Origin of the sequence: Hyphobacterium sp. CCMP332, from assembly GCA_014323545.1 — a bacterium.
Lineage (GTDB): Bacteria > Bacteroidota > Bacteroidia > Cytophagales > CCMP332 > CCMP332.
In genome coordinates this window covers 544,685-568,087 of record CP058647.1, presented here as the reverse complement: position 1 = coordinate 568,087, position 23,403 = coordinate 544,685, and the positions used below count along the sequence as shown (strand labels likewise).

Sequence of the window (23,403 nt, the reverse complement as noted above, 5' to 3'; positions counted from 1 at the left end):
TAAAATGCAAAATACTTAATCATTTGATATTTGTAAGACTATTATTATTTCCCTTTTCATTACTCTATGCTTTTATTACAGCTGTTAGAAACTGGATGTTTAACTCCGGTATATTAAAATCCATTGAATTTGATATCCCGGTGATTAGTATAGGTAATTTAAGGGTAGGAGGTACCGGCAAAACACCACATGTGGAGTATTTGATAAACTTACTTAGCAATAAATATAACATTGCGACAATCAGTCGGGGTTATGGCCGTGAAACCAGAGGGTTTATAATTGCCGATGATGCTAAAACGGCGAGAGATATTGGGGATGAACCACTTCAGATATATAATAAATTAAAAAATAAAGCGCTCGTTACAGTTTGTGAAGAAAGAGCGCTTGCCATACCTCGACTCTTGTCAGAAAAAAATGATGTCAATCTAGTTATTCTTGATGATGCCTTTCAACACAGGTTTGTCAAGCCTAAGGTCAACATTTTACTTACAACTTTTAAACAGCCTTTTTACAAGGATTTTTTATTACCAACGGGTATGCTCAGAGAACCTCATTATGGGGCAAGAAGAGCTGATATCGTTGTAATAACTAAATGTCCGGATGATTTGCCTGAAGAGATACAGGAATCAATCAAACGTAAAGTTTTAAACTTTGCAAAAAACAATACGCCAATTTTTTTCACCAAATTAAATTACGGGCGGCCTCATTCTTTTTCCGGATCCGATAAAGAATGTCCCAAACAAGTTATTTTAGTTTCTGGACTGGCCGATTCAAATCCTTTTGTAGAACATGTGAAACAAAATTTTGAGATCCTTTTTGAAAAAAAATACGCAGACCATTACGATTATTTTTCAGATGATATTGAAGATATGGAAGCATGGCTAAAGAAATATCCCGAAGCTGCAATTCTGTGCACAGAGAAAGATTATGTAAAACTCAATGATGTTCGATTCAAAGATTTTTTTCAAAAGCACAAAGCATATTATTTACCGGTAGAGGTAGCATTTTTAAATAATGAAGATGAATTTTTACAAACGATTCAGAAATCAATTAAATGATAAAAAAATGCTATATCATATCATTTACGGTTTTGTTTTCATTGGTTTCAGAGGCGCAAATTCTCGACGATTCCACGAAACAGGTTTACAATCAAAATACTACATTTTATTTTCATGAAAAAGATGTAATAGATGGTGAACTAAACCAGTACAATCCTGATACAAGCATCAATTTTGTCCATAGATATAACTGGCAAACAATAAACAATAATCTCTATCAGGATCTTGGAAATTTGGGTTCTGCTTTGTTTCCGGTATTCTATAAAGCAAGAACGAACATCGGAACCAACTACGGAATCAATATTTACGATGAGTATTTTGAGAGTCCCGATGAAGTCAGGTATTTTAATACAAGGTCGCCATTCACAGAGTTAAAATATGTACAAGGGGCAAATAATTTTTCCAATTTAAAAGCAGAATTTTCCAGAAATATCGGGCCCTATTTTAATTCAACGTTCAAAGTAGACCGATTTACATCCGATAAAAGTTTAGCTAATGTCGGAAGAGACCGGCTGGTTGAGCATTGGAGTTTTATTTACAATACTAATTACAGATCTAAAAATGGAAGGTACAAAGTTCTTTATCATTATTCTCACCTAAGCCATGAAGTAGAAGAACAAGGTGGGATTAGGCCTTTATTATCTGATAGAATTCCGGAAGATTTGTATTTATACCAAAGTGCAAATGTCTGGTTAAATGATGCTTTCACCTGGGAAAGAAGAAATAATCACCACCTCTATCAACATTTTAAAATATTACGCGACTCAACCTCTGATTTCAGACTTTTCCATGAATTTGACCGTGTAAATATCAAGGACCGCTTTACGGATAATTCATTAGCAAACACTGATACATTTTATAATTTCACTTATTACCAAAGTATAGATAATACACTTTTTACAACTCAGTATTCCTTGTATGAAAATAAAATGGGTCTGGGAGGAAGTTTTAAACAGGGATTTTTCTATCGCGGCTATATGAGGCATCGATACTTTTACAGCAATTTTAGCAATGAATGGAATACGGAACTGTTTGTCGGCGGGGTATTGAGAAAAAAAATTAACTCAGCCATAGATAGTTTGGATATAAGAATAAGTGGTGAAAGTCAATTACCCGGAGATTACAGAATTGGATTAAATATAAGTGGAAAAAAATTCAACGTGGTTTTAAGTAGAATTTACTATTCACCGGATATCGTACAAAATCGTTTTAACAGCAATCATTTTATCTGGAACAATGATTTTAACCGAACACTAAGCGATAACTTAAATGCATCATACCGTTTTCGAATTGGCCAGCAAACCTTTAAACCTTTTGTGAATTTTCATAGAATCAATAATTATATTTATTATGATCAATTTGCACAAGCAAGACAAACGACTAAAGAGAATGCTATTGTTTATGCGGGCATAGAAACAAGTCTTAAATTTTGGAAATTAAACTTTTCAGGATTAGTTCAGTACGGAAAATCAGGAGGCCCGGATGTATTTAGGTTTCCGGAATTATTCTCAAAAGCAATTCTGTATTTTGAATCTCGGATTACACGTGGAAAATCCTCAATTCAATTCGGAATAGAGGCATTTTACCGATCGGCCTATTATGGGAATGCTTACATGCCGGCAAATTTCCAGTTTCATTTACAAGATGAATTCAGATTAGATCAGACCATTGTACCGGATGTATTTGCGAGTTTCCAATTCCGCCAGGCCCAGGCATTTGTCAAGGTGCCATATTTCATACAAGGTTGGGCTGTTCCCGGTTATTTTTCAAGTCCCTATTATACGGGCGTCCAAAGACCGGATGCAGTATCATTGGGTTTTAGATGGCAGTTTTATGATTAATTTTAAAAATTATGTTAGGGTTAAAATTACCAACAGATCCACGGTGGATTGACCTCGCACAAATAAGTGTTGAGGAAATTTTAATTGACCACGCCTATTGTGAACAAAAAGCAGCTTCTTCCTGTATTTCTCTCATTGTACAATACGCTGATAAAAAAGAAATAGTTGAAGCATTGACGCCTATTGTTGCTGAGGAATGGAGTCATTTTGAAAGAGTCATTGATGAAATGAACAAAAGAGGAATGAATTTGGGTAAGGCAAGAAAGGATGAATATGTTGCAGAATTAAATAAATCAATAAGAAAAGGGGGGAGTAGAGAACAACAACTTGTAGAGAAACTACTGTTAAATGCATTAATTGAAGCCAGAAGTTGTGAGCGCTTTAAATTATTATATGAAAACCATCCGGAAGAGTATTTAAGAAAGTTCTATTATGATTTCATGGTATCAGAAGCCGGTCATTATAGAAATTTTATCGACCTTGCAAAGAAATACATGCCTCTTGAATATGTTAAAAAGCGTTGGGAGGAGTTTTTAGAAGAGGAGAAAATGATTATATCCATGCTTACAGTTCGAGGCGATAGAATGCACTAAAGTTTATTATATGGATAAAGCAGTTATTATAGATGATGATCCATTATTTGCCAAGGCATTAAAGCACAAATTATCTTTTACCTATGGTTTTGAAGTCGAGTCCTATAAAAGTGCAGAAAGAGCTTTAAATAGTTTAAATACTGACCCGGGTATAATTTTTCTGGATTACCAATTAAGTGTAGGCACAGAGGTTATGGATGGACTTATGGCGCTTCGCGTTTTAAAGAAAAATTATCCAAAATGCACCATTATAATGATGTCTGGTGTAGAAAATACCCACTGGCTTAAGCAAGGTCAAAAATACGGTGCAAGAACATTTATGACTAAATCCGATAACCAATTAACCAATTTGGAGAAAGTAATTACGGAATTTCGAATAAATAAAGCGAATAGCTGATATTACATGTTTCTTCTATACTGACCACCTACTTCAAATAACGAAGAAGTGATTTGTCCCAATGAACAATATTTGACGGCATTCATTAATTCTTCGAATATATTTTCGTTTTTGACTGCAGCATCTTGTATTTTACTCAATGCATTTTCTGATTTATCAGAGTTTCTCATTTGAAGCCGCTCCAGCATCTCTATTTGATATTCCTTTTCATTTCTTGTGGCCCTGATAACTTCATTTGGAATTATTGTTGGTGAACCTTTAGAATTTAAAAATGTATTCACACCGATAATTGGGTATTCACCGGTGTGCTTTAGCGTTTCATAGTAAAGGCTTTCCTCTTGAATTTTTCCTCTTTGATACATGGTTTCCATTGCACCAAGTACTCCTCCTCTTTCAGTAATTCTATCAAATTCAGCAAGAACTGCTTCTTCTACTAAATCAGTAAGTTCTTCGATTATAAAAGAACCTTGTATTGGGTTCTCATTTTTAGTCAATCCGAGTTCTTTATTAATAATCAACTGGATGGCCACTGCTCGTCTTACGCTGTCTTCGGTTGGTGTTGTAATTGCTTCATCGTACGCATTTGTATGTAAGGAATTGCAGTTGTCATAAATAGCATAGAGTGCCTGAAGCGTAGTTCTGATATCATTGAAATCAATTTCCTGAGCGTGCAATGATCTACCGGAAGTCTGAATATGGTATTTAAGCATTTGAGACCGCTCATTTGCACCATATTTATCACGAAGGGTTTTCGACCAAATTTTTCTCGCCACCCTGCCGATTACTGCGTATTCAGGATCAACGCCATTGGAGAAAAAGAAAGATAGATTAGGCGCAAATTTATTGATGTCCATCCCACGGCTTAAATAGTATTCTACATAGGTAAAACCATTGGCAAGTGTAAATGCTAGCTGCGAAATCGGATTAGCTCCTGCTTCTGCAATATGGTAACCGGAAATGGAAACGGAATAGAAATTACGAACTGCATTTTCAATAAAATATTGTTGTACATCTCCCATAAGGCGCAATGCAAATTCAGTAGAGAAAATGCATGTATTTTGAGCCTGGTCCTCTTTTAAAATATCTGCCTGAACCGTTCCTCTAACAACTTTTAACGTTTTTTCCTTTATGGATTCATAAATGTCTTTTGGCAATACCTGATCACCACTTACACCTAAAAGCATCAATCCAAGTCCGTCATGATTTTTAGGTAAATCACCCTGGTATTCCGGCCGCATCTTACCTTTATAAAGATCCTTGATTTTCTTTTCGATATCCTTTTCAATTCCTTTTTCCCGAATATATAATTCACATTGCTGGTCGATAGCAGCATTCAGAAAAAAGGCCAGAAGCATTGGAGCAGGACCATTAATTGTCATTGATACTGACGTACTTGGCTCGCATAAATTAAATCCCGAATACAATTTTTTTGCATCGTCAAGACAGCAAATAGAAACACCTGAATTGCCGATTTTACCATAAATATCAGGTCGATGATCCGGATCATTTCCATAAAGTGTTACTGAATCAAAGGCTGTAGATAGCCTTGCAGCAGGCATATCAGCGCTTAAATAATGAAATCTCTTGTTGGTTCTTTCAGGCCCGCCTTCTCCCGCAAACATTCTTGTTGGATCCTCACTGGTTCTTTTAAATGGATAAATACCTGCGGTATATGGGAACCTTCCCGGAAAGTTTTCCTGAAGACTCCATTTTAAAATATCTCCCCAACTTCTGTAATTGGGAACAGCCACTTTAGAAATTTTTGTATGAGAAAGTGATTCAACGGTTGTAGGCACTTCAATTTCCTTATCCCTTACTTTAAACGAGTAAACAGATTTCTTATAACGCCCCGATTCTTTTTCCCAGTTTTCAAGCAGTTTTTTATTTTTAGGGTCAAGCTCAAGCTCAATGCTCTGATAAATATTCTTTAACTTTTCCTTAACATCCTGATTCTCCTCATTTAATGTTTTAATTGCGGTATCAAGTCCGTAAAGTTTTTCAGCAATATCGCTTTGCTTGTCTGTCCATTGATTATAATTTCTTACTGACTCAGAAATTTCAGATAAATATCGTGTGCGCTTTGGAGGAATGATGTAGATTTTTTCTGATACGCCTCCAGTCAATTCAAATTCCGATTTGAAATTAGTCTTGGTCTTTGCATTGATGGATTCAATCACGCTTTTGTAAAGGGAATTCATCCCCGGGTCGTTGAATTGCGAGGCAATGGTTCCAAAAACGGGCAAGTCCTCATCCTTAGCATCCCAGAGCTGATGATTTCGCTTATACTGTTTTTTTACGTCTCTAATAGCATCAAGGGCTCCCCGCTTATCAAATTTATTAAGTGCAATCAGGTCAGCAAAATCGAGCATATCAATTTTTTCTAACTGAGTCGCTGCACCGTATTCGGGAGTCATGACATATAAACTCAAATCCGCATGGTCGAGAATTTCGGTGTCACTTTGGCCTATGCCCGATGTTTCCAGAATTATCAGATCAAATTGAGCCGCTTTTAAGATATCCAAAGCTTCACTCACATGCTTTGACAAGGCTAAATTGGATTGTCTTGTTGCCAGAGAACGCATATAAACCCTTGAATCCTTTATGGCATTCATTCTTATGCGATCACCTAGCAATGCACCACCTGTCTTCCTTTTGGAGGGGTCAACAGAAATTATTCCCAGTGTTTTATCTTCAAAGTCTATTAAAAACCGTCGAACAAGTTCATCTACCAAACTCGATTTTCCGGCCCCACCCGTACCCGTAATTCCCAGTATTGGAGACTTTGATTTTAGGGAAAGATCTTTGATTCTTTGAATTTCTTCATTGTAAACATCCGGATGGTTTTCTGCTGCGGAAATTAACCTGGCTATAGCATTTTGGTTTTTATCAATTAAATGGCCGGCCTCACCATTTAATTGGTTACCTGTAGGGAAATCACATTTTTCAACCATATCGTTTATCATCCCCTGTAATCCCATGGACCTGCCATCATCAGGTGAATAAATCCTGGTTATTCCATAATCCATCAATTCTTTGATTTCTTCAGGGAGAATCACGCCGCCTCCGCCACCAAATATTTTAATATGTCCTGCATTCTTCTCTTTTAGCAGATCAAACATGTATTTGAAATATTCAGTATGCCCTCCTTGATAAGAAGTCATAGCAATAGCTTGGGCATCTTCTTGAATCGCGCAGTTTACCACTTCCTCGACACTCCTGTCATGGCCTAGATGAATAACTTCAACACCCGTTGCTTGTATAATTCTTCTCATGATATTAATGGCGGCATCATGACCATCAAATAAAGAAGCAGCAGTGACGATTCTTATTTTATTTTTTGGGCTGTAAGATTTAGTATTTGGCATTATAAAAGAATAATTTCAACTCTCTTTAGAATTGATTTATGTTAATCCTATTGAAATACAAAAATAATCAAATTTGGATTGCTATGCCACAGAAGGGATCAAACAAAAAAAAGAACGGATAAACCGTTCTTTTTACAACCTTGAAAAACTAAAAGCTGAATTACTCAGTCATTTTTCATGCAACTTTTATTAATTAAACTTACAAATTATTTATTTAAAAAGTTACAATTAATTAATAAAAGGTAGGATATCATTGATGAATATATCATTATACTGTGTGAAAATTAAAGCTATTTAATTAGCACATCCCTAAACTGTCGAAAAAGAGTTTCTTTTTATCCGGTGCAATGTTTATTTCATCATCGTTTTCCAAAACGATACTTCCCCCATATCTGTGTCTGAATTCTTTGACATAATTAAGATTAATCATATTGGATCTATGCACTCTTAAAAAGCCATAGTCTGAAAGTAAGGCATCATAATGCTTTAATACTTTGGAAGACACTAAACTTCGTCCGGATTTAAGAACGATATTGGTGTAATTCCCATCGGCTTTCAAATGAGCTATTTCTTCAATGTCAATGTAATTGATCGATTTAGATTCCTTAATTGCTAGTTTTTTGTTTTTAATAGAATAATTAAAATAAGCTTTGGCCAATTGATTAATCTTATCAAAGTCGCCTTCATGTTCCAATGAGTGACATACTTTTGAAATGGTAACATTAAGATCACTCTCATCTACCGGTTTGAGCAAATAGTCTAGAGCATTTACTCTAAAGGCATCCAACGCATATTGATCATTTGAAGTCGTAAAAACCACCTTGAAATTAATGGTATCAAACTTTTTTAAAAGATCAAAGCCTGTTCCGTTTTGAAATGCTGTGTCTAAAAAGATTAAATCCGGTTTAGAAAATATAATTTTTTCATACCCATCTTCTATTCCTAATGCAGTATCTACTACATCAACATTTTGCGCATAATTTTTAAGTTGAGATTTCAAGCAATTTAAAGCTGTCCTCTCTTCATCGATGAGAATAGTCTTTATCTTCATGTTCGTAATAAATTAAGATTAATATATAGCACCAACAGAACATCCGTAACAAATCCGGAATTAACGGTTTTGTAAATAATGAACTTAATGGAAATTGTTTTGATTTAAGGATGGTAAATTTTCCTGTATCAAGGTTGTTGGTAAAATTTAATCTTAATCCTGTTTGAAATGAAGATTTAAACTTCAGCTCAAATTCAGAATTAATTGAATTTGATTTGGTAACTAAACTATTTGAAAATTGTATTAAAGGAAGATTTATAGAACTGGAATAATAATTAATTGGATTTTTTGTTGTTCGATATAATTTGCAAGTATTCATTTGCACCTTTATAGCATTCTTCCTTTCTGAAGCAGCAAATGAATATAAAAAATATTTATCAAATAGTTCCAAAATTAAATGGTGTTTTTTGCTGATTTTGATAAAAAAAATTTATGAGTAGTAGTCTTATTAATAAATACAATGTTCCCGGTCCCAGATACACAAGTTACCCTACAGTTCCCTATTGGGAGTATGATGGATTTACTGGAGAGGAATGGGAAAGACATATGAAACTCAGTTTTAATTCAGAAAACAATAATGGAGGAATTAGTTTATATATCCATCTGCCATTTTGTGAAAGCCTATGTACGTTTTGTGGATGCAACAAACGAATTACTAAGAACCACAATGTAGAAGAAAAATATATTAATGCGTTGCTCCAAGAATGGCAAATGTATCTGAAAATTTTTGGTACTGAACCAGTGATTGGCGAAATCCATCTTGGAGGTGGAACACCGACTTTTTTTAATCCTCAAAATTTACAGCATTTGTTAAATGGGATTTTGAAAAATTCTAAAATACACAATACCTATGAATTTGGGTTTGAAGGTCATCCAAATAATACTCAGGAAGACCACTTAAAAGTACTCTATGATCTCGGTTTTACAAGATGTAGCTACGGAGTACAGGATTACGACCCAATTGTACAGAAAACGATTAACAGGATTCAACCTTTTGACAATGTAAAAAGGATCACCGAATTGAGTCGAAAGATTGGTTTCAAGTCAATTTCCCACGATTTGGTATTTGGACTGCCTCACCAAAAATTAAGCTCAATTGAAAATACAATTAATAAAACGGCAGAATTGAGTCCTGATAGAATTGCTTTTTACTCCTATGCACATGTACCCTGGATAAAAGGAGTAGGGCAAAGAGGATTTTCAGAAGAAGATCTTCCTAAAAATGATGAAAAGCGACTCCTTTATGAGAAAGGAAGAGAACTGCTGGAATTGAATGAATATTTTGAAATAGGGATGGATCATTTTTCAAAGACACACGATCAATTATACAAAACTTTTAAAAGTGGAACACTGCACAGAAATTTTATGGGTTATACCACTTCCGGATCAAAACTAATGATTGGCTTAGGTGTTTCGGCGATTGGAGATACCTGGTCTGCCTTTGCACAGAATGAAAAAGGCCTTGAGGATTATTATCAAAGAATTGACAAGAATGAATTACCAATATTCCGAGGTCATATTCTCAACAATGAAGATTTAAAAATCCGGGCAAAAATACTGGATCTTATGTGTCGCTTTGAAACGAATATAGAGGATTTGCCACCTGATATTAAAACTGGAATTCTTGAGCGATTGGAAGAACTCCTAGAAGATAATCTAATTAAACTATCAGGTAGTCAAATAAAGATCCTGGAAAAAGGATTGCCCTTTATTAGAAATATTTGCATGTCCTTCGACTTGAGATTGTATCGAAATAAGCCGAGCACTCAATTGTTTTCCATGACCATATAATGGACACAAAAATTGTAATCATTGGTGCTGGAATAACAGGTTTAAGCCTGGCGCATTTTCTCAAGAAATCCGGAATAGACTTTATCCTGTTGGAAAAAGAAAGTGAAACGGGTGGTAAAATCAAAACTCTGATTAAAGATGATTTCACATTAGAGTGTGGCCCAAACACGGTATTATTAAAAGAACCCGCTCTAAAGGAAGTTTTATTTGACTTAAACCTTTTAAAATCAATCATTTTTGCCAGTAAATCAATTGGAAAGAACAGGTTCGTAAATACCGAAAATGGTATATTCAAAATACCCTCGGGTCCTTTTAGTTTTTTCAGTTCTCAACTGATTACATTTTATGATAAATGGCAAATAATAAAGGATGTTTTTTCAAAAACGTCCTATTCAAATGAAAGTATTACAGTTGAAGACTATTTCAATAAGAAATTTAGTAAAAATGTCACCCGAAATTTTATTGATCCGTTTGTTACCGGAATATACGCCGGTGATATCAGTAAAATGAGTTTTAAATACTCCTTTCCCGCTTTATTTAAGGCAGATAATGAAAAGGGGAGCCTGATAAAAGGGCTTACATCCGAACGCGGGAATAACTCAAAAAATGAAGGAATATTTAGTTTTGAAGGAGGCTTGAACCGACTAGTTCAAAGCATATCAAGTCAAATCGACCATAGCTTGATTTTAAATGCTGAAGTACAGAGTATAAAGAAACAAAATTCAGGTAATTTTCATATCAAAATCAGCAGTAAGCATACGACTAGGACGATTACTTCCAATTATATTGTAGATACGAGAGCCTTAAAAGAAACAGCAAAAAGCTTTAATCTTAATGAGTCCTTTCCTGAAATTGAATATGTCCCTGTGGTAAGTTTGCATCTCGGATATAAAACAAGTGAAACCGTTAAGGTTCCTAAGGGTTTTGGACTTTTAAATAATAAAATGGCTGATAAAAAATATCTCGGTTGTATTTTTAATAGCGATATTTTTCCACATACAGCGCCTAAAGGTTTCAGACTTTTTACACTTTTAATAGGAGGGGCGCGAAACCCAAATTATGCACTAAATTTTGATCGAAAAATAAGAGATGAAGTGATTGAGGATTTTAACTCAACCTTCAGAATCAATGCCAGGCCCGATTTTATCCATCATTTTTCCTGGCCTGCAGCAATACCTCAATACAATTCTGGGTATGAAAGAGTAGTTAAAAACATTAAAAAATTCCACAAGGCTAATAAAAATTATTTTCTATTAGGCAATTATTACGAAGGGGTTTCCATAGGAGATTGTATGAAAAAATCTAAAAAGTTATCTGAGTTTCTTATAGATCAAGATTAAGAGATACTTTTAGAACAATATTTTTTATCAGGTCCGGATTTTGATATGCCCCATATCTATAAAAGAATCCAGTACCTAAACCCGTCTTTAATCCTGCTGTATTAATTATTAAAATATCATTGACAAAGAGACCGGACTCGAGATAACCTTTATTCATAATATTAAATCCAATTAAGCCATGGTCGGCTGGGTGATTCAAATCACCTATCCCAAAGTTATGAAGCATTTCCAGACTTGGATAATGATTGAGAAATGAAAAAAACAACGGCCCAAAATTATGCGAGTAGAAAAGATAAAAATACCTGTCTGACAGAAACTCATTAAAAGCCATCGTTTCGAAGGTATTGTGAAAAACGACAGATAAATTTCTTAAACCTCCCCGGCCTACATATAATTTATGATAAGGCAATGAACGATCCGCAAAACCTGTATTTATTTGAATGCTTGACTTTCCGAACCCAAGGATATGTTTTTGATAATTTATTCTGAACTCGTATTTATTGTAATTAAAGTCACTTCCCAAGGTTTTTAATCCTCTTTTCCATTGAATATAAAATTCGGGAAAAGGATTATTTACCAGGTAATGATTTCTACCCCACCTTATCCTTTGTTCTCCAAATGCAAATCGCAATCCGAATTTTACTTCAGTATATCTAAAATCCACGGCAGAATCGTTTTGAAAAACATAGTCATAAGTTGGTTCAAGAATAGAATAATCAATGCCGAATTGACTTTGCAGGTATTTGGTCAATCTAACTTTGCTTCCAATTCCTATTGCCACTTCATTATCCATAATGCTAATACCATATCTCCTAAGCAATTCACTTCTAAACATATCTGACTCTTGCATTGGGAAATCAACACTGCCTGATTCAAATACATCTTTTCTACCATAAACTTTAATCCAGTTCCAATAATTGCGATCCAAATAGATCTTTTCAGAAGCCCCGAATTTTATTTCTTCATCGCGAAATCCATAAGCAAGAAAAGCTCTTGTTTTAAATCTTTTTGATAGCTTTTGTTTGGTCTGAATACCCAACCCAAGTCTTATTCCCTCGTGATTATTATATGCGATAATATCATGGATATTTAATTCATAACCTCCGATTGGAATTTTTCCCTGATATAATTCTTTTCCAAAGTTTAAACCCCTATAAACACTTTCTAGTTGAGGATTTGCACTATAAAACTCCTGAGTATTTTTAATCAGCGAATCATTTTCAGGACTTGAATGATCTGCGTGAAAGTCTGAAACATTACTGTAGGTTTTGATAATTTCATCATAGTATTTGCTTTGTAACTGTGAATTGAATTGGTAAGAACTGTATTTTACAGAGCTAAGCAATTTTATTTGTGTAGAAAAGGATTGTATGCCTGTAAGGTTCTGTACAAGGTGACTCGACTCTATAACATTGACCCCGTTAAAATTCTGATATTCAGCGCTGATTCTAAGTTTTGAATCCGTATCCACTGCTTTCTCAGCCCAAACCGCGTGAACCCTGTTATTCGTTTTGTCAAAATAGATGAAGCCGCGGAGTTTGTTAGCTTCATTTTTCAGCTTTGGAGAAAACTGTATCACTAACAATTCAGAATTAGCTAACTGTACAGTATCGGTTGATCTAAATAAATAACGTTTCTGAGTTTCTCCGGAAAGCGGATTTGGATAATACACCGATCCGATGCGCCAGAAATTATTATAAATTGAAATCTCATATAAATAATTTGCCCCTGTAAACTCAAATGAATTTTGAATTCCAATACTCTTTCTTGAAATGGTTTTTTCCTCGAAATTGTATTTGTTTTTGTATTCAATGAGATCATGTGAACTATTATAAATCAAATAATGGTCATTCGGGTAATGATTTAATCTTTGTCCAAATAATCCCAAATAACTATTAAAATTCCTTTTAAACCTTTTAATATCATTGCTTTTTAGAATTTCATAACTATTTCGCTCAAATTGAAGGAGTTTGAATTCCCGATCGTATTTTTTGGAATTTGATGCTAAATAGTTTTTGATAATACCCAGAACACTTTCATCAGATTTCCTCAAGGGTAAGAAAACAGTATAAGCAATCAGACGAATGTTCAAATCAATCGAATCAGAAAAGACCTTGTATTCTAATTCCTTGTGAAAAGGTGCATTAAAAGTCAGTTTTGAAATTTGTGATGTTGAACTTATCTGAAACATGCCCAAACCATCGGATAATAAACTTAGACTGTCATCAACAATTATTTCACAAAATGGAACCGGATCTCCATATATTCCGTCCTGAATATTTCCTGAAATGTAAAATTGTCCTGACAAATGGCTAACTGCACCTATAAGCAAAAGCAAGGTGAAAATTATTCTCATTTTGGGCAATCTATTTAATTAATAGTTTTTGGAGTTCCAGAAGTGCATTTTGATTTACGGGAGCGTAAATGGCATTGTTGATACTTCGTTTTTCTTTGTCCGTAAGGTGCCAACTTAAAGCTGCTCTTTTCCAGGTTATATCGGGTTTTGGTTCTTTGGGAAAATAATAAACCCTGGGGTCATATTCAAAATCTATTACACTTACAGGATTATCGATCCACTGTTCGGCGTATTCAATATAATTATCATTCTTTATTTCTTGAATAGATCCCCAAATGGTATAAATAGAAGAAATTGGATTTAAAAATTTGGAAACGATACTTGGCGTTGATTTTTCTTCTGCTTGCTTATTTCGTTCTGTATCGCGGATTCTAATAAATATAATACCCGATGTATTTTCTTTAATCCATTTTCGGAACACAAAAAGAAAACGAACAGCATCGGAAGTGCCAAAATTATCAGAAATCCCCGAGTCCATTATTTCTGTTACAGGATTACTGGGCAAATCAATATTTGGAGTGATATAAGGAAAAGTGGCATTCATCCTTAAGGCGGTTAGCATAGGTAAATTTTCCGCACCGTGATTTTCAAAAAACCGCATGAACTCAACACCTTTCATCAATGGAGTCTTAGTGCCCATAAACTCAGGTGCAGCTCTGTTCATATAAGAAAGCGGTTGTGGAGAAATATATAATTTTCGTCCATCGTTTATCATAGCAGGAGACATTATGACCATAGGGATTTCAGCACTGAGCTCGGGATATTTATAATCCATTAATTTTTTATCCAGTACGTAATCTGTGTTTTGATTCAATTTATCTTCCAATGCATAACCTCTGTCTTTATAATAGTACATACCCTCAAATTCAGTTTTCTGAACTCTTAAAAATAAATCACTCACAACCATGCTAAATATGATGGGATTCAGGTTATCCAAGGAGATTTTGTCAACGAAACCATTAGACCAATAAGACTTTGAAATATCGTTATGTTGTGCCCTGTAATAAAGCTCTCTGAAATAGCTCGCTCCTATCATTCCACCAGAGGCACCAGTAATCAATTGTGTATGTTGCATTAATTTACCTTGAGTGACACTATCTGCATATTGAAGTGTTCTTAAGGTCCATACAGCAGCCCTTTGACCACCTCCGCTTGTAGCGATAAAAATCATTTTTGGTTTTTCAGGGCCTATAAATTTATTTTTCCAGTTTTCAAGTATCTTAATTGTATACAGACTATCCTGTGTATAGATGGAGTCAGTATTATATTTCTTAATGTTATCCAAATTGTATTCTACAGGTGGAATCTCATAATTAAGACCCAATGCAAAGTTTTGCTTTTGAAAAAATCCGTATTGAACAGTGTAGTTGAGAATCAGAAAAAGTATCACTAAAAAAGTGAGAGCCCAGGATCTTAGCCAATAGGTAAATGCTCCAATAAACATAATAATAATGGTGCCTAACAAAAGTGCAGATGAAGCCGCGGGAATTTGAAAAATTGGATAATCCTTAAAAAGTCCAATGACCATAAACAGGATAAATGAGATTATCTCAAAAAGAACAGCATTTAAATGATTTTGATCAAAAATATGGACTAGTGCTTCTCTGTCAAATCGCTTTGTTGGTTTAACGTTTACAAATTTGAAAGGTATTCTGATATAGGAATTAATTTTAACAACATTTCCTTTTCTGACCGCATTCAGTCTTTTTAGAATATTTTGGCGTGATAATGGTGTTTTTTTAAGATTTCTATCAACTTCATTGACAAAGTTTTTAATGTAGTCCTTGTTTGTAATTCCGAAATATAAAATGATAAGATAAAGTGTGAAAAAGTAACCGAAATAGAAACCTAAAACTTTTATTAGTATATCTATCCAGTAAACATTTTGCTCCTTTTGAAAAAAAATAACGGAAATAGTAAATGTGATGAGATAGGCTATCGGGATTATTGAATTGTTAATACAAAAGTGTGTGAATGGCCTTCTGATAAAGCCTAAAAAGTTAAAACGATAGCTATCAAGTATATAATTGGCGATGTTAAAGGCCATTGTAAAACCTGCCAGTGATAAACCTAAAAGCGCAAAACTGACAAATCCAGTATCGCCATTGTACTCAGGGTCCAGAAAAAGCGTAGGTATACCAAGACCACTTCCTATTCCCTCAACAGTTACGGCGAAAATTATTAGCCAGAAAAGAAGGAGAATTTGATTCTTTCTCAAATTCAATATAAGGAGCTGTAATGGAAAGAAATAAAATATCTTATTCCAGTTCTTAGTATTTTTCAAACTTCGCGATCTCAATTTTGCTTATAAGATAAGATTCTTTATTCAATTATTAATTCAATAATGGAAAGATATAAAATAGTACAGATTGTTTGTTTTACTAATTTTGCGCTCCATTAAAGATTTATGAAAAATATTAGAAATTTTTGCATCATCGCCCATATTGATCACGGTAAATCTACTTTGGCCGATAGATTATTAGAAAAAACCAATACCATTACGGAAAGGGAAATGCAGGCCCAGGTTCTTGATGATATGGATCTTGAGAAGGAGAGGGGAATAACCATTAAAAGCCATGCAATTCAAATGGAATATGAGCAGGATGATACAAATTACATTCTAAACCTAATTGACACACCAGGGCATGTGGATTTTTCGTATGAAGTTTCGAGAGCAATAGCTGCTTGTGAGGGCGCTCTTCTTGTAGTAGATGCAGCTCAGGGAATTGAAGCCCAAACCATTTCAAATTTATATCTGGCCATTGACCACAATCTTGAAATAATTCCTGTTCTTAATAAAATTGACCTTCCCGGAGCTATGCCTGATGAAGTGTCCGATCAAATCATCGAACTAATTGGATGTGATAAAGAGGATATTATTCATGCAAGTGCAAAAGAAGGAATCGGAATTCAGGATATCCTACATGCTATTATCAAAAGGATTCCCGCTCCTTCAGGCGATCCTGATGCACCTCTTCAGGCATTAATTTTTGATTCGGTTTTTAATTCATACAGGGGAATAGAGGTTTTCTTTAGAGTTAAAAATGGAACCATCAAAAAGGGGGACAAGGTAAAATTCGTCAATACAGGTAAAAAATATGAAGCGGATGAAATCGGCACCTTAAAACTTAAGCATTTCCCTGTTAAAGAAGTAGGCACTGGAGACGTTGGTTACCTAATAAGCGGTATCAAACAGGCCAAAGAAGTTAAAGTAGGGGATACTATAACACATCTTGATCGGCCCTGCAGCAGTGCAATAAAGGGTTTTGAAGATGTGAAACCAATGGTATTTGCGGGTATCTACCCAGTAGATACAACTGAATTTGAAGAACTTCGATCCTGTATGGAAAAGCTTCAGTTAAATGATGCATCTCTTGTTTGGGAACCGGAAACTTCAATGGCATTGGGTTTTGGATTTCGATGTGGTTTTCTTGGAATGCTGCATATGGAAATAGTACAGGAAAGGCTCGAGCGCGAATTTGATATGACGGTAATTACCACGGTGCCTTCAGTACGATATATGGTTACTAAATCCGATGGAAGTCAAATTGCGGTTTCTGCGCCTTCAGAAATGCCTGATCCCACAAATATATCCTTTGTTGAAGAGCCTTTTATTCGGGCACAGATTATAAGTAAATCTGAGTATGTAGGGAATATTATGTCTTTGTGTATTGACAAAAGAGGTGAATTGAAGAATCAGGTCTACCTAAGTTCTGACCGGGTAGAACTTACATTTAAATTACCTCTTGCTGAAATAGTCTTTGACTTTTTTGATAAACTCAAAACAATTTCAAGAGGATATGCCTCGCTTGATTATGAACTAACGGGTTATGACAAATCCAATTTGAGTAAACTGGATATTTTGTTAAATGGTGATAAAGTAGATGCACTTTCTGCTATCGTTCATAGAGATAAAGCTTATGAATGGGGGAAGAGGTTATGTGAAAAACTGAAAGAACTGCTTCCAAGGCAACAATTCGAAATAGCCATTCAGGCAGCTATAGGAACTAAAATAATCGCCAGAGAATCTGTTAGGGCATTAAGGAAAAATGTTACTGCAAAGTGTTATGGCGGTGATATTACCCGAAAAAGAAAATTACTTGAAAAACAGAAGGCAGGTAAGAAACGAATGAGACAGGTAGGCAATGTTGAAATACCACAGGAAGCTTTTATGGCTGTCTTGAAAATGGACAATTAATTCAAATTTTAGCTCCTTTAAGATATTTTTGAGTAATTGCTATTTAATAGAATTTTAGAATTAGTTAAATGAATTTATTAGACGGAAAACAAACTTCACTCAATATTCAAAAGGAACTGGCAGATAAAGTATCCCAACTTAAAAATCAGGATAAAAGAGCACCCCATTTAGCTGCAATTTTGGTAGGAGAAGATGGCGCCAGTAAAACATATGTAGGAGCTAAAGTAAAAGCTTGTGAGAGAATTGGCTATGAGTCCACATTAATAACATTGCCAAATACCATCACAGAACAAGAGCTTCTGAGAAAGATCGAGGAAATAAATTATGATTCGGAAATAGACGGACTCATCGTTCAGTTACCGCTTCCCGGACATATTTCTGAGAAACGTGTAATAGAAACAGTAAAGCCTGAAAAAGATGTGGACGGTTTCCATCCAATTAACGTTGGCAGAATGATCAAGAATTTGCCATCATTTATATCAGCAACACCTTTTGGAATACTAAAACTTTTAGAAACTTATGGTATTGAAACCGAAGGCAAGCATTGTGTGGTGGTTGGGCGAAGTCAAATTGTTGGTTCGCCTATGTCAAATCTTATGAGCCGCAATGGCAATCCGGGAAATTGTACCGTCACATTGTGTCATAGCCGAACTAAAAATTTAGAACAATACACCAAACAAGCTGACATTCTAATCGCAGCCATTGGCCGTCCTGAAACCATAACCTTTGAAATGGTAAAAGAAGGCGCAATTGTTATAGATGTGGGAACTACCAGGGTTCCGGATAACACGAAAAAATCTGGATTTAAATTAAAAGGAGATGTGAAATTTGACGAGGTTTCTCCAAAATGTAGTTATATAACGCCAGTACCCGGTGGAGTAGGGCCAATGACAATTGCAGGACTGATGTTGAATACTTATTCTGCTGCCACGGGAGAATATTACTGATTTCTATTTTCAGATATCAAAAAAAATCAAACCGAATGTCTATAATCAAATACCCCATAATGGAATCGTTTTATACCATTCAGGGAGAAGGAGACTTTTCAGGTGCTCCAGCTTACTTTATCCGTTTTGGGGGTTGCGATGTAGGATGCGTTTGGTGCGATGTAAAAGAATCATGGCCATTGGAGGGGCACCCTGAAAAAACTGCGGAGGAATTGATCAATGAAGTTGAATTATCGGGAGCAAAAATGGCTGTAATTACAGGCGGGGAACCTTTAATGTATGATCTGGGTGATTTATGTGAAACTTTAAGAGCACACAAAATTAGAAGGCATATTGAAACCTCCGGTGCTTATAAGCTTACCGGGGAATGGGAATGGATTTGTTTTTCTCCAAAAAAGTTTCTTAAACCAAAAGAAGAAATATGCCTGCAAGCTGATGAATTAAAAATCATTGTTTTTAACAAAAGTGATTTCAAATGGGCCGAAGAATATGCATCAAAGGTTAATTCAGATTGCAAGCTTTATCTTCAACCGGAATTTTCCAGAGAAAAAGAAATGTTACCATTAATAATTAACTATGTAAAAGAAAATCCAAAATGGAACATTTCCTTACAGATTCATAAAATCATGAATATCCCCTGATATGAGATTTTTAATAGTTTTTCTTTTTTTTTCACTGAGTATAAAGGCCCAGGATAAAGATGCTCTTCATACGAGTTCTGCAAAAGCCGAAAGGTATTATCTAAAAGCTCAATCTGAAGCTTCACGCAGAAACTACAAGCTGGCTCAGCAATTGCTGGATGAAGCGATAAAAAAAGACGATCAGTTTGTGGAAGCTTATTTCCTTAAAGGTATTATATACAACTCCTATGGTGAAAGGGAAACGGCATTTAAAATGTACGAAAAAGTAATTGCCTTAGAACCCGATGATCGAAAATTTCGAAAAGCACATTTTTTTGTTGGAATGGAAGAATTCGAAAATGGGAATTATGAAAATGCTAAAAATGCCTTTCAAAAATATTTATTTCTTATTCCTGGAGACAAAAGGTCAAAAGCTATTGCAGAGGAAAAAATAAAAAATTGCGATTATGCCATGGATCCGGCGCATCGCTCGGATAAAATAAAACCTCAAAGACTGGATGAAATACTCAATAAATTTCAATATCAATATTTTCCTGTATTAACAGCCGATCAGGAATATATTTTTTTTACTGCCAGAGATGATATCAGTACAGAAGACATATTCGTCAGTCGTTTTTACGATGGCAATTGGGTAAATCCACAGAGTATCTCTCCTGTTATTAATACGCCTGCTTACAATGAAGGAACATGTACAGTTTCAGGGGATGGAAGAATGATTGTTTTTACATCATGCAACTCACCGGGAGGAAGAGGTAGATGTGATTTATATATAGCTTTCAGAAATGGAAATAAATGGACCAAGCCAAATAATATGGGCCCCAATGTAAATTCAAAATACTGGGATTCACAACCATCATTATCAGCTGATGGTAGGCATCTTTATTTTTCTTCGGACAGGCCCGGTGGTAAAGGTCGCATGGATATTTGGGTTTCTTCCAGAGATCATTTAGGCCGATGGAGCCCCGCTAGAAATGTAGGGGCGCCAATTAATACCCGAGGAGAAGAATTTTCTCCCGTTTTACATCCTAGCAATAAAGCGCTCTATTACGCAACAAATGGGTACGACGGTTTTGGTGGACTTGATTTATTCTATTCATTAAAAGAAGATGGCAAATGGTCTAAACCTGAAAATTTAGGGGCTCCAATTAATACATGGAAAGATGAAGTGGCATTTTTTGTTGCAGCTGATGGCAAAACGGCTTATTATTCGACCAATGAAAAAGATGAAAAAGGTGCAAGAAGCTTTTTATATAAACTAGACCTGCCACCCCGCTTGCAATTAAAAAACAAAAGTTACTCCTTGAAAGGTACGGTTTACGATAAGGAGACTAAGAAAAAATTGCGTGCACAAATTGATTTAATTGATTTGGAAACAGATGAAACCGAACAAAGCGTAAGTTCTGATCCTAGTAATGGCGAATACTTGATTGTTTTAACGGAAGGTGCAGAGTATGGGCTTTTTGTAAGTCGTGAAGGTTATTTGTTTGAGAGTTTAAATTTTAATTTAAAAGATTCGGATGCTTCTGGTAAACTAAATATTGACATTGCTTTAACGCCCATAAATGTCAATGCCAGCACCATTATGAACAATATATTTTTTGACTTTGGAAAAGCCAGCCTTCGTTCATCCTCAATTCCTGAATTGGAAAAGCTAATTGATTTTCTTAAAATAAATGAAAACGTAAGAATTGAAATTGGAGGACATACAGATAATATTGGAAGCATTGAGGATAATCAAAAACTATCTGAAGATAGAGCAAAAGCCGTAAGAGATTTTTTGGTCGGACACAAGGTGCCTCTTGATCGCTTAAGTTTTAAGGGTTATGGAGAATCTAAACCTGTAGAAGATAATAATTCGGAAGAAAACAGACAAAGAAACCGAAGAATTGAATTCACTGTTATAACAAAGTAGAACTTTGATTGTAGAATTTCGTAAATTTGATAGACGGAATTGAATTTGAAATGAGTAACTCAATTAAGATATTATTCACTTTTTTATTCGTATTACAAGGTATATGCTCATATTCCCAAAAAGAGATAAAAACCTTAAAAACTCTCTCCAAGAATGGCCACATCGTCCAGGCTTTGGCTTTTAATTCTGATAATACAATTCTCGCTTCAGGAGGAACAGATGCCAATATAATATTGTGGGATCTTAAGACATTTCGTGAAATGAGAACATTAAAAGGTCATATAGCTCCTGTAGAGGCGCTAGAATTTGATTTTGAAACCGGTTGGCTGTATTCAACCGGAAGAGATAATCGACTCATTGCCTGGAATATCCAAAAAGGTAAAATCGAATTTGATGTAAAAGCCCATGAAATGGAAGTTTGGGATCTGCGAATCGATTATTTCAGAGGGAATGTAATCACCGCATCAGCTGATAAAACAATCAGTATTTGGGATAAAAGTACGGGAGAATTACAAAGAACAATTTATGGTCATAGTCAGGACATGACGGCCATTAGTATTTCTAGTGATTGGAATTATCTCTTTTCTACGAGTAAAGATTTGACCTTAAAAACCTGGGATTTGAATAATGGCCAGGAATTGAAATCCCTGACTATGGATAGAACCTGGGTAAATGATCTAAGTCGTAGTCCAATGAATAATGTCTATGCAAGCGGCGGACATGATAAGGTCATTAGAGTATGGAACGACAATGTTTATTCACCATTGATAGAAATAAGTGGCCAAAAAGGGCATATCACAAGTCTCGATATAAGCGGTAATGGAAAATTATTGGCATCTGGCAGTTATGATAAAACGGTCAATATATACGACGTCGAATCGGGTAATTTGCTTGCTAATACAGAAAAACATAAGGCTGCAATTAATGATTTAATATTTTCATGGGATGGAATTTATCTTGCAACCGCGGAACTAGGATCTAACATTAGATTATTCGAAATGCAACAGCTAAATGCGGGCAAATATGTTTTGGAGATTCCCGATAGAAATGGAAATCGACAGATAGCTGCTAGAAGCTCATCAAACCCAAGTTCAAATAACACTAAAAGTTCGACAAAAACTTCAAATTCTAGTTTTAGTGAAAATATTGATTTCAATCCTTTAGAAACTGGCAAGAATCATTTGTTGCTTATAGCAATTAACGATTATAAACACTGGCCAAGATTAAACAATGCCTTAAATGATGCCTCTGATGTTAAAGATATTTTAACTGAAAAGTATCAATTCCGCGATGAAAATGTTTATATGGTCGCAGAAGAAGAGGCAACATTGGAAAATATTCACAATGCATTTCAGGATTTACGTACCAAGGTGGGTGAAAAAGACAACCTATTAATATTTTATTCCGGTCATGGATTTTATGATAAAGACCTGGACGAAGGATATTGGATTCCTGTTGATGCCGAATCCGGGAAAACCACTGATTATCTACCAAATTCAAATCTTTTAAAATACATAAAAGCGCTGGATTCGAAACATATATTTCTGGTTGCAGACGCTTGTTTCAGCGGTTCCTTGTTTTCGCCTAGTACTCGTGGATATGTAGAAAATGTAGAAAAATATAAATCGAGATGGGCCTTGACATCCGGTCGCCTTGAATTTGTATCTGATGGAAATTACGGCAAAAGGAATAGTCCATTTACATCGTACTTTTTAAAGTATTTGGAGTCTAATGACAAGGAGCAAGTCCCTGTTTCTGAATTAATTCAGTATGTTAAAGTAGCAGTATCAAACAATTCGGATCAAACTCCGATAGGTAGTCCATTAAAAAATGTAGGAGATGAAGGTGGTGAATTCATATTTAGGAAAAATTAAAATATTACTGGTATTAGCCTTATTTATTGGTTATAGCTC

At 35.0% G+C, this 23,403-nt stretch carries 15 protein-coding genes; 11 read left to right on the top strand and 4 right to left on the bottom strand.

The annotated features are described in order from the left end of the window. The first annotated feature begins 23 nt into the window (after window positions 1-23). The 4 genes from lpxK to HZR84_02400 are packed head-to-tail and all read left to right on the top strand — an operon-like array spanning window position 24 to window position 3,889. Window positions 24-1,058 (top strand): tetraacyldisaccharide 4'-kinase, encoded by a 1,035-nt coding sequence (gene lpxK, locus HZR84_02415; protein QNL20843.1) that lies wholly within the window; start codon window positions 24-26, stop codon window positions 1,056-1,058. Next, a complete protein-coding gene (locus tag HZR84_02410) occupies window positions 1,055-2,899 on the top strand; it encodes a hypothetical protein (GenBank protein ID QNL20842.1) in 1,845 nt (614 codons plus the stop codon). Before lpxK ends, HZR84_02410 begins: the two co-directional genes overlap by 4 nt. An 11-nt stretch (window positions 2,900-2,910) precedes the next feature. Beyond that, window positions 2,911-3,492: a tRNA-(ms[2]io[6]A)-hydroxylase gene (locus HZR84_02405; protein QNL20841.1), complete on the top strand. Its 582-nt coding sequence runs from the start codon at window positions 2,911-2,913 to the stop codon at window positions 3,490-3,492. A 10-nt stretch (window positions 3,493-3,502) separates the two neighbouring features. Further along, window positions 3,503-3,889 (top strand): response regulator, encoded by a 387-nt coding sequence (locus tag HZR84_02400; GenBank protein QNL20840.1) that lies wholly within the window; start codon window positions 3,503-3,505, stop codon window positions 3,887-3,889. A gap of 2 nt (window positions 3,890-3,891) precedes the next feature. Here HZR84_02400 and HZR84_02395 read toward each other — a convergent pair whose 3' ends face one another. Next, a complete protein-coding gene (locus HZR84_02395; GenBank protein QNL20839.1) occupies window positions 3,892-7,254 on the bottom strand; it encodes a methylmalonyl-CoA mutase family protein in 3,363 nt (1,120 codons plus the stop codon). 298 nt (window positions 7,255-7,552) lie between these two features. Beyond that, window positions 7,553-8,305, bottom strand: a complete 753-nt coding sequence (locus HZR84_02390; protein ID QNL20838.1) for a response regulator transcription factor — start codon at window positions 8,303-8,305, stop codon at window positions 7,553-7,555. A gap of 432 nt (window positions 8,306-8,737) precedes the next feature. Between HZR84_02390 and hemN the strand changes: the two genes are divergently transcribed. Both hemN and hemG read left to right on the top strand, forming a co-directional pair. Further along, window positions 8,738-10,096, top strand: a complete 1,359-nt coding sequence (gene hemN / locus HZR84_02385) for an oxygen-independent coproporphyrinogen III oxidase (GenBank protein QNL20837.1) — start codon at window positions 8,738-8,740, stop codon at window positions 10,094-10,096. After that, a complete protein-coding gene (hemG, locus tag HZR84_02380; protein ID QNL20836.1) occupies window positions 10,096-11,436 on the top strand; it encodes a protoporphyrinogen oxidase in 1,341 nt (446 codons plus the stop codon). Before hemN ends, hemG begins: the two co-directional genes overlap by 1 nt. Here the strand turns inward: hemG and HZR84_02375 are convergent. Both HZR84_02375 and HZR84_02370 read right to left on the bottom strand, forming a co-directional pair. Next, entirely contained in the window at window positions 11,420-13,792 is a 2,373-nt protein-coding gene (locus HZR84_02375; GenBank protein QNL20835.1) for a hypothetical protein, read from the bottom strand. The genes hemG and HZR84_02375 overlap by 17 nt on opposite strands. Before the next feature lie 10 nt (window positions 13,793-13,802). Beyond that, complete coding sequence (locus tag HZR84_02370) at window positions 13,803-16,010, bottom strand: patatin-like phospholipase family protein (GenBank protein QNL20834.1); 2,208 nt, start codon at window positions 16,008-16,010, stop codon at window positions 13,803-13,805. A gap of 189 nt (window positions 16,011-16,199) precedes the next feature. Here HZR84_02370 and lepA point away from each other — a divergent pair, with 189 nt between their 5' ends. The 5 genes from lepA (at window position 16,200) to HZR84_02345 (ending at window position 23,364) form a co-directional block, all read left to right on the top strand. Beyond that, window positions 16,200-17,990, top strand: coding sequence for an elongation factor 4 (lepA, locus tag HZR84_02365; GenBank protein QNL20833.1), 1,791 nt, complete (start codon window positions 16,200-16,202; stop codon window positions 17,988-17,990). Window positions 17,991-18,058: 68 nt separating this feature from the next. Next, a complete protein-coding gene (locus HZR84_02360) occupies window positions 18,059-18,937 on the top strand; it encodes a bifunctional 5,10-methylene-tetrahydrofolate dehydrogenase/5,10-methylene-tetrahydrofolate cyclohydrolase (GenBank protein ID QNL20832.1) in 879 nt (292 codons plus the stop codon). A gap of 59 nt (window positions 18,938-18,996) precedes the next feature. Next, entirely contained in the window at window positions 18,997-19,578 is a 582-nt protein-coding gene (locus HZR84_02355; protein QNL23163.1) for a 7-carboxy-7-deazaguanine synthase QueE, read from the top strand. A 1-nt stretch (window position 19,579) separates the two neighbouring features. Beyond that, window positions 19,580-21,490, top strand: a complete 1,911-nt coding sequence (locus tag HZR84_02350; GenBank protein QNL20831.1) for a PD40 domain-containing protein — start codon at window positions 19,580-19,582, stop codon at window positions 21,488-21,490. 50 nt (window positions 21,491-21,540) lie between these two features. Next, window positions 21,541-23,364 carry a caspase family protein gene (locus HZR84_02345; GenBank protein ID QNL20830.1) on the top strand — a complete coding sequence of 608 codons (1,824 nt, stop codon included), beginning with the start codon at window positions 21,541-21,543 and terminating at the stop codon, window positions 23,362-23,364. The last annotated feature ends 39 nt before the right edge of the window (window positions 23,365-23,403 follow it).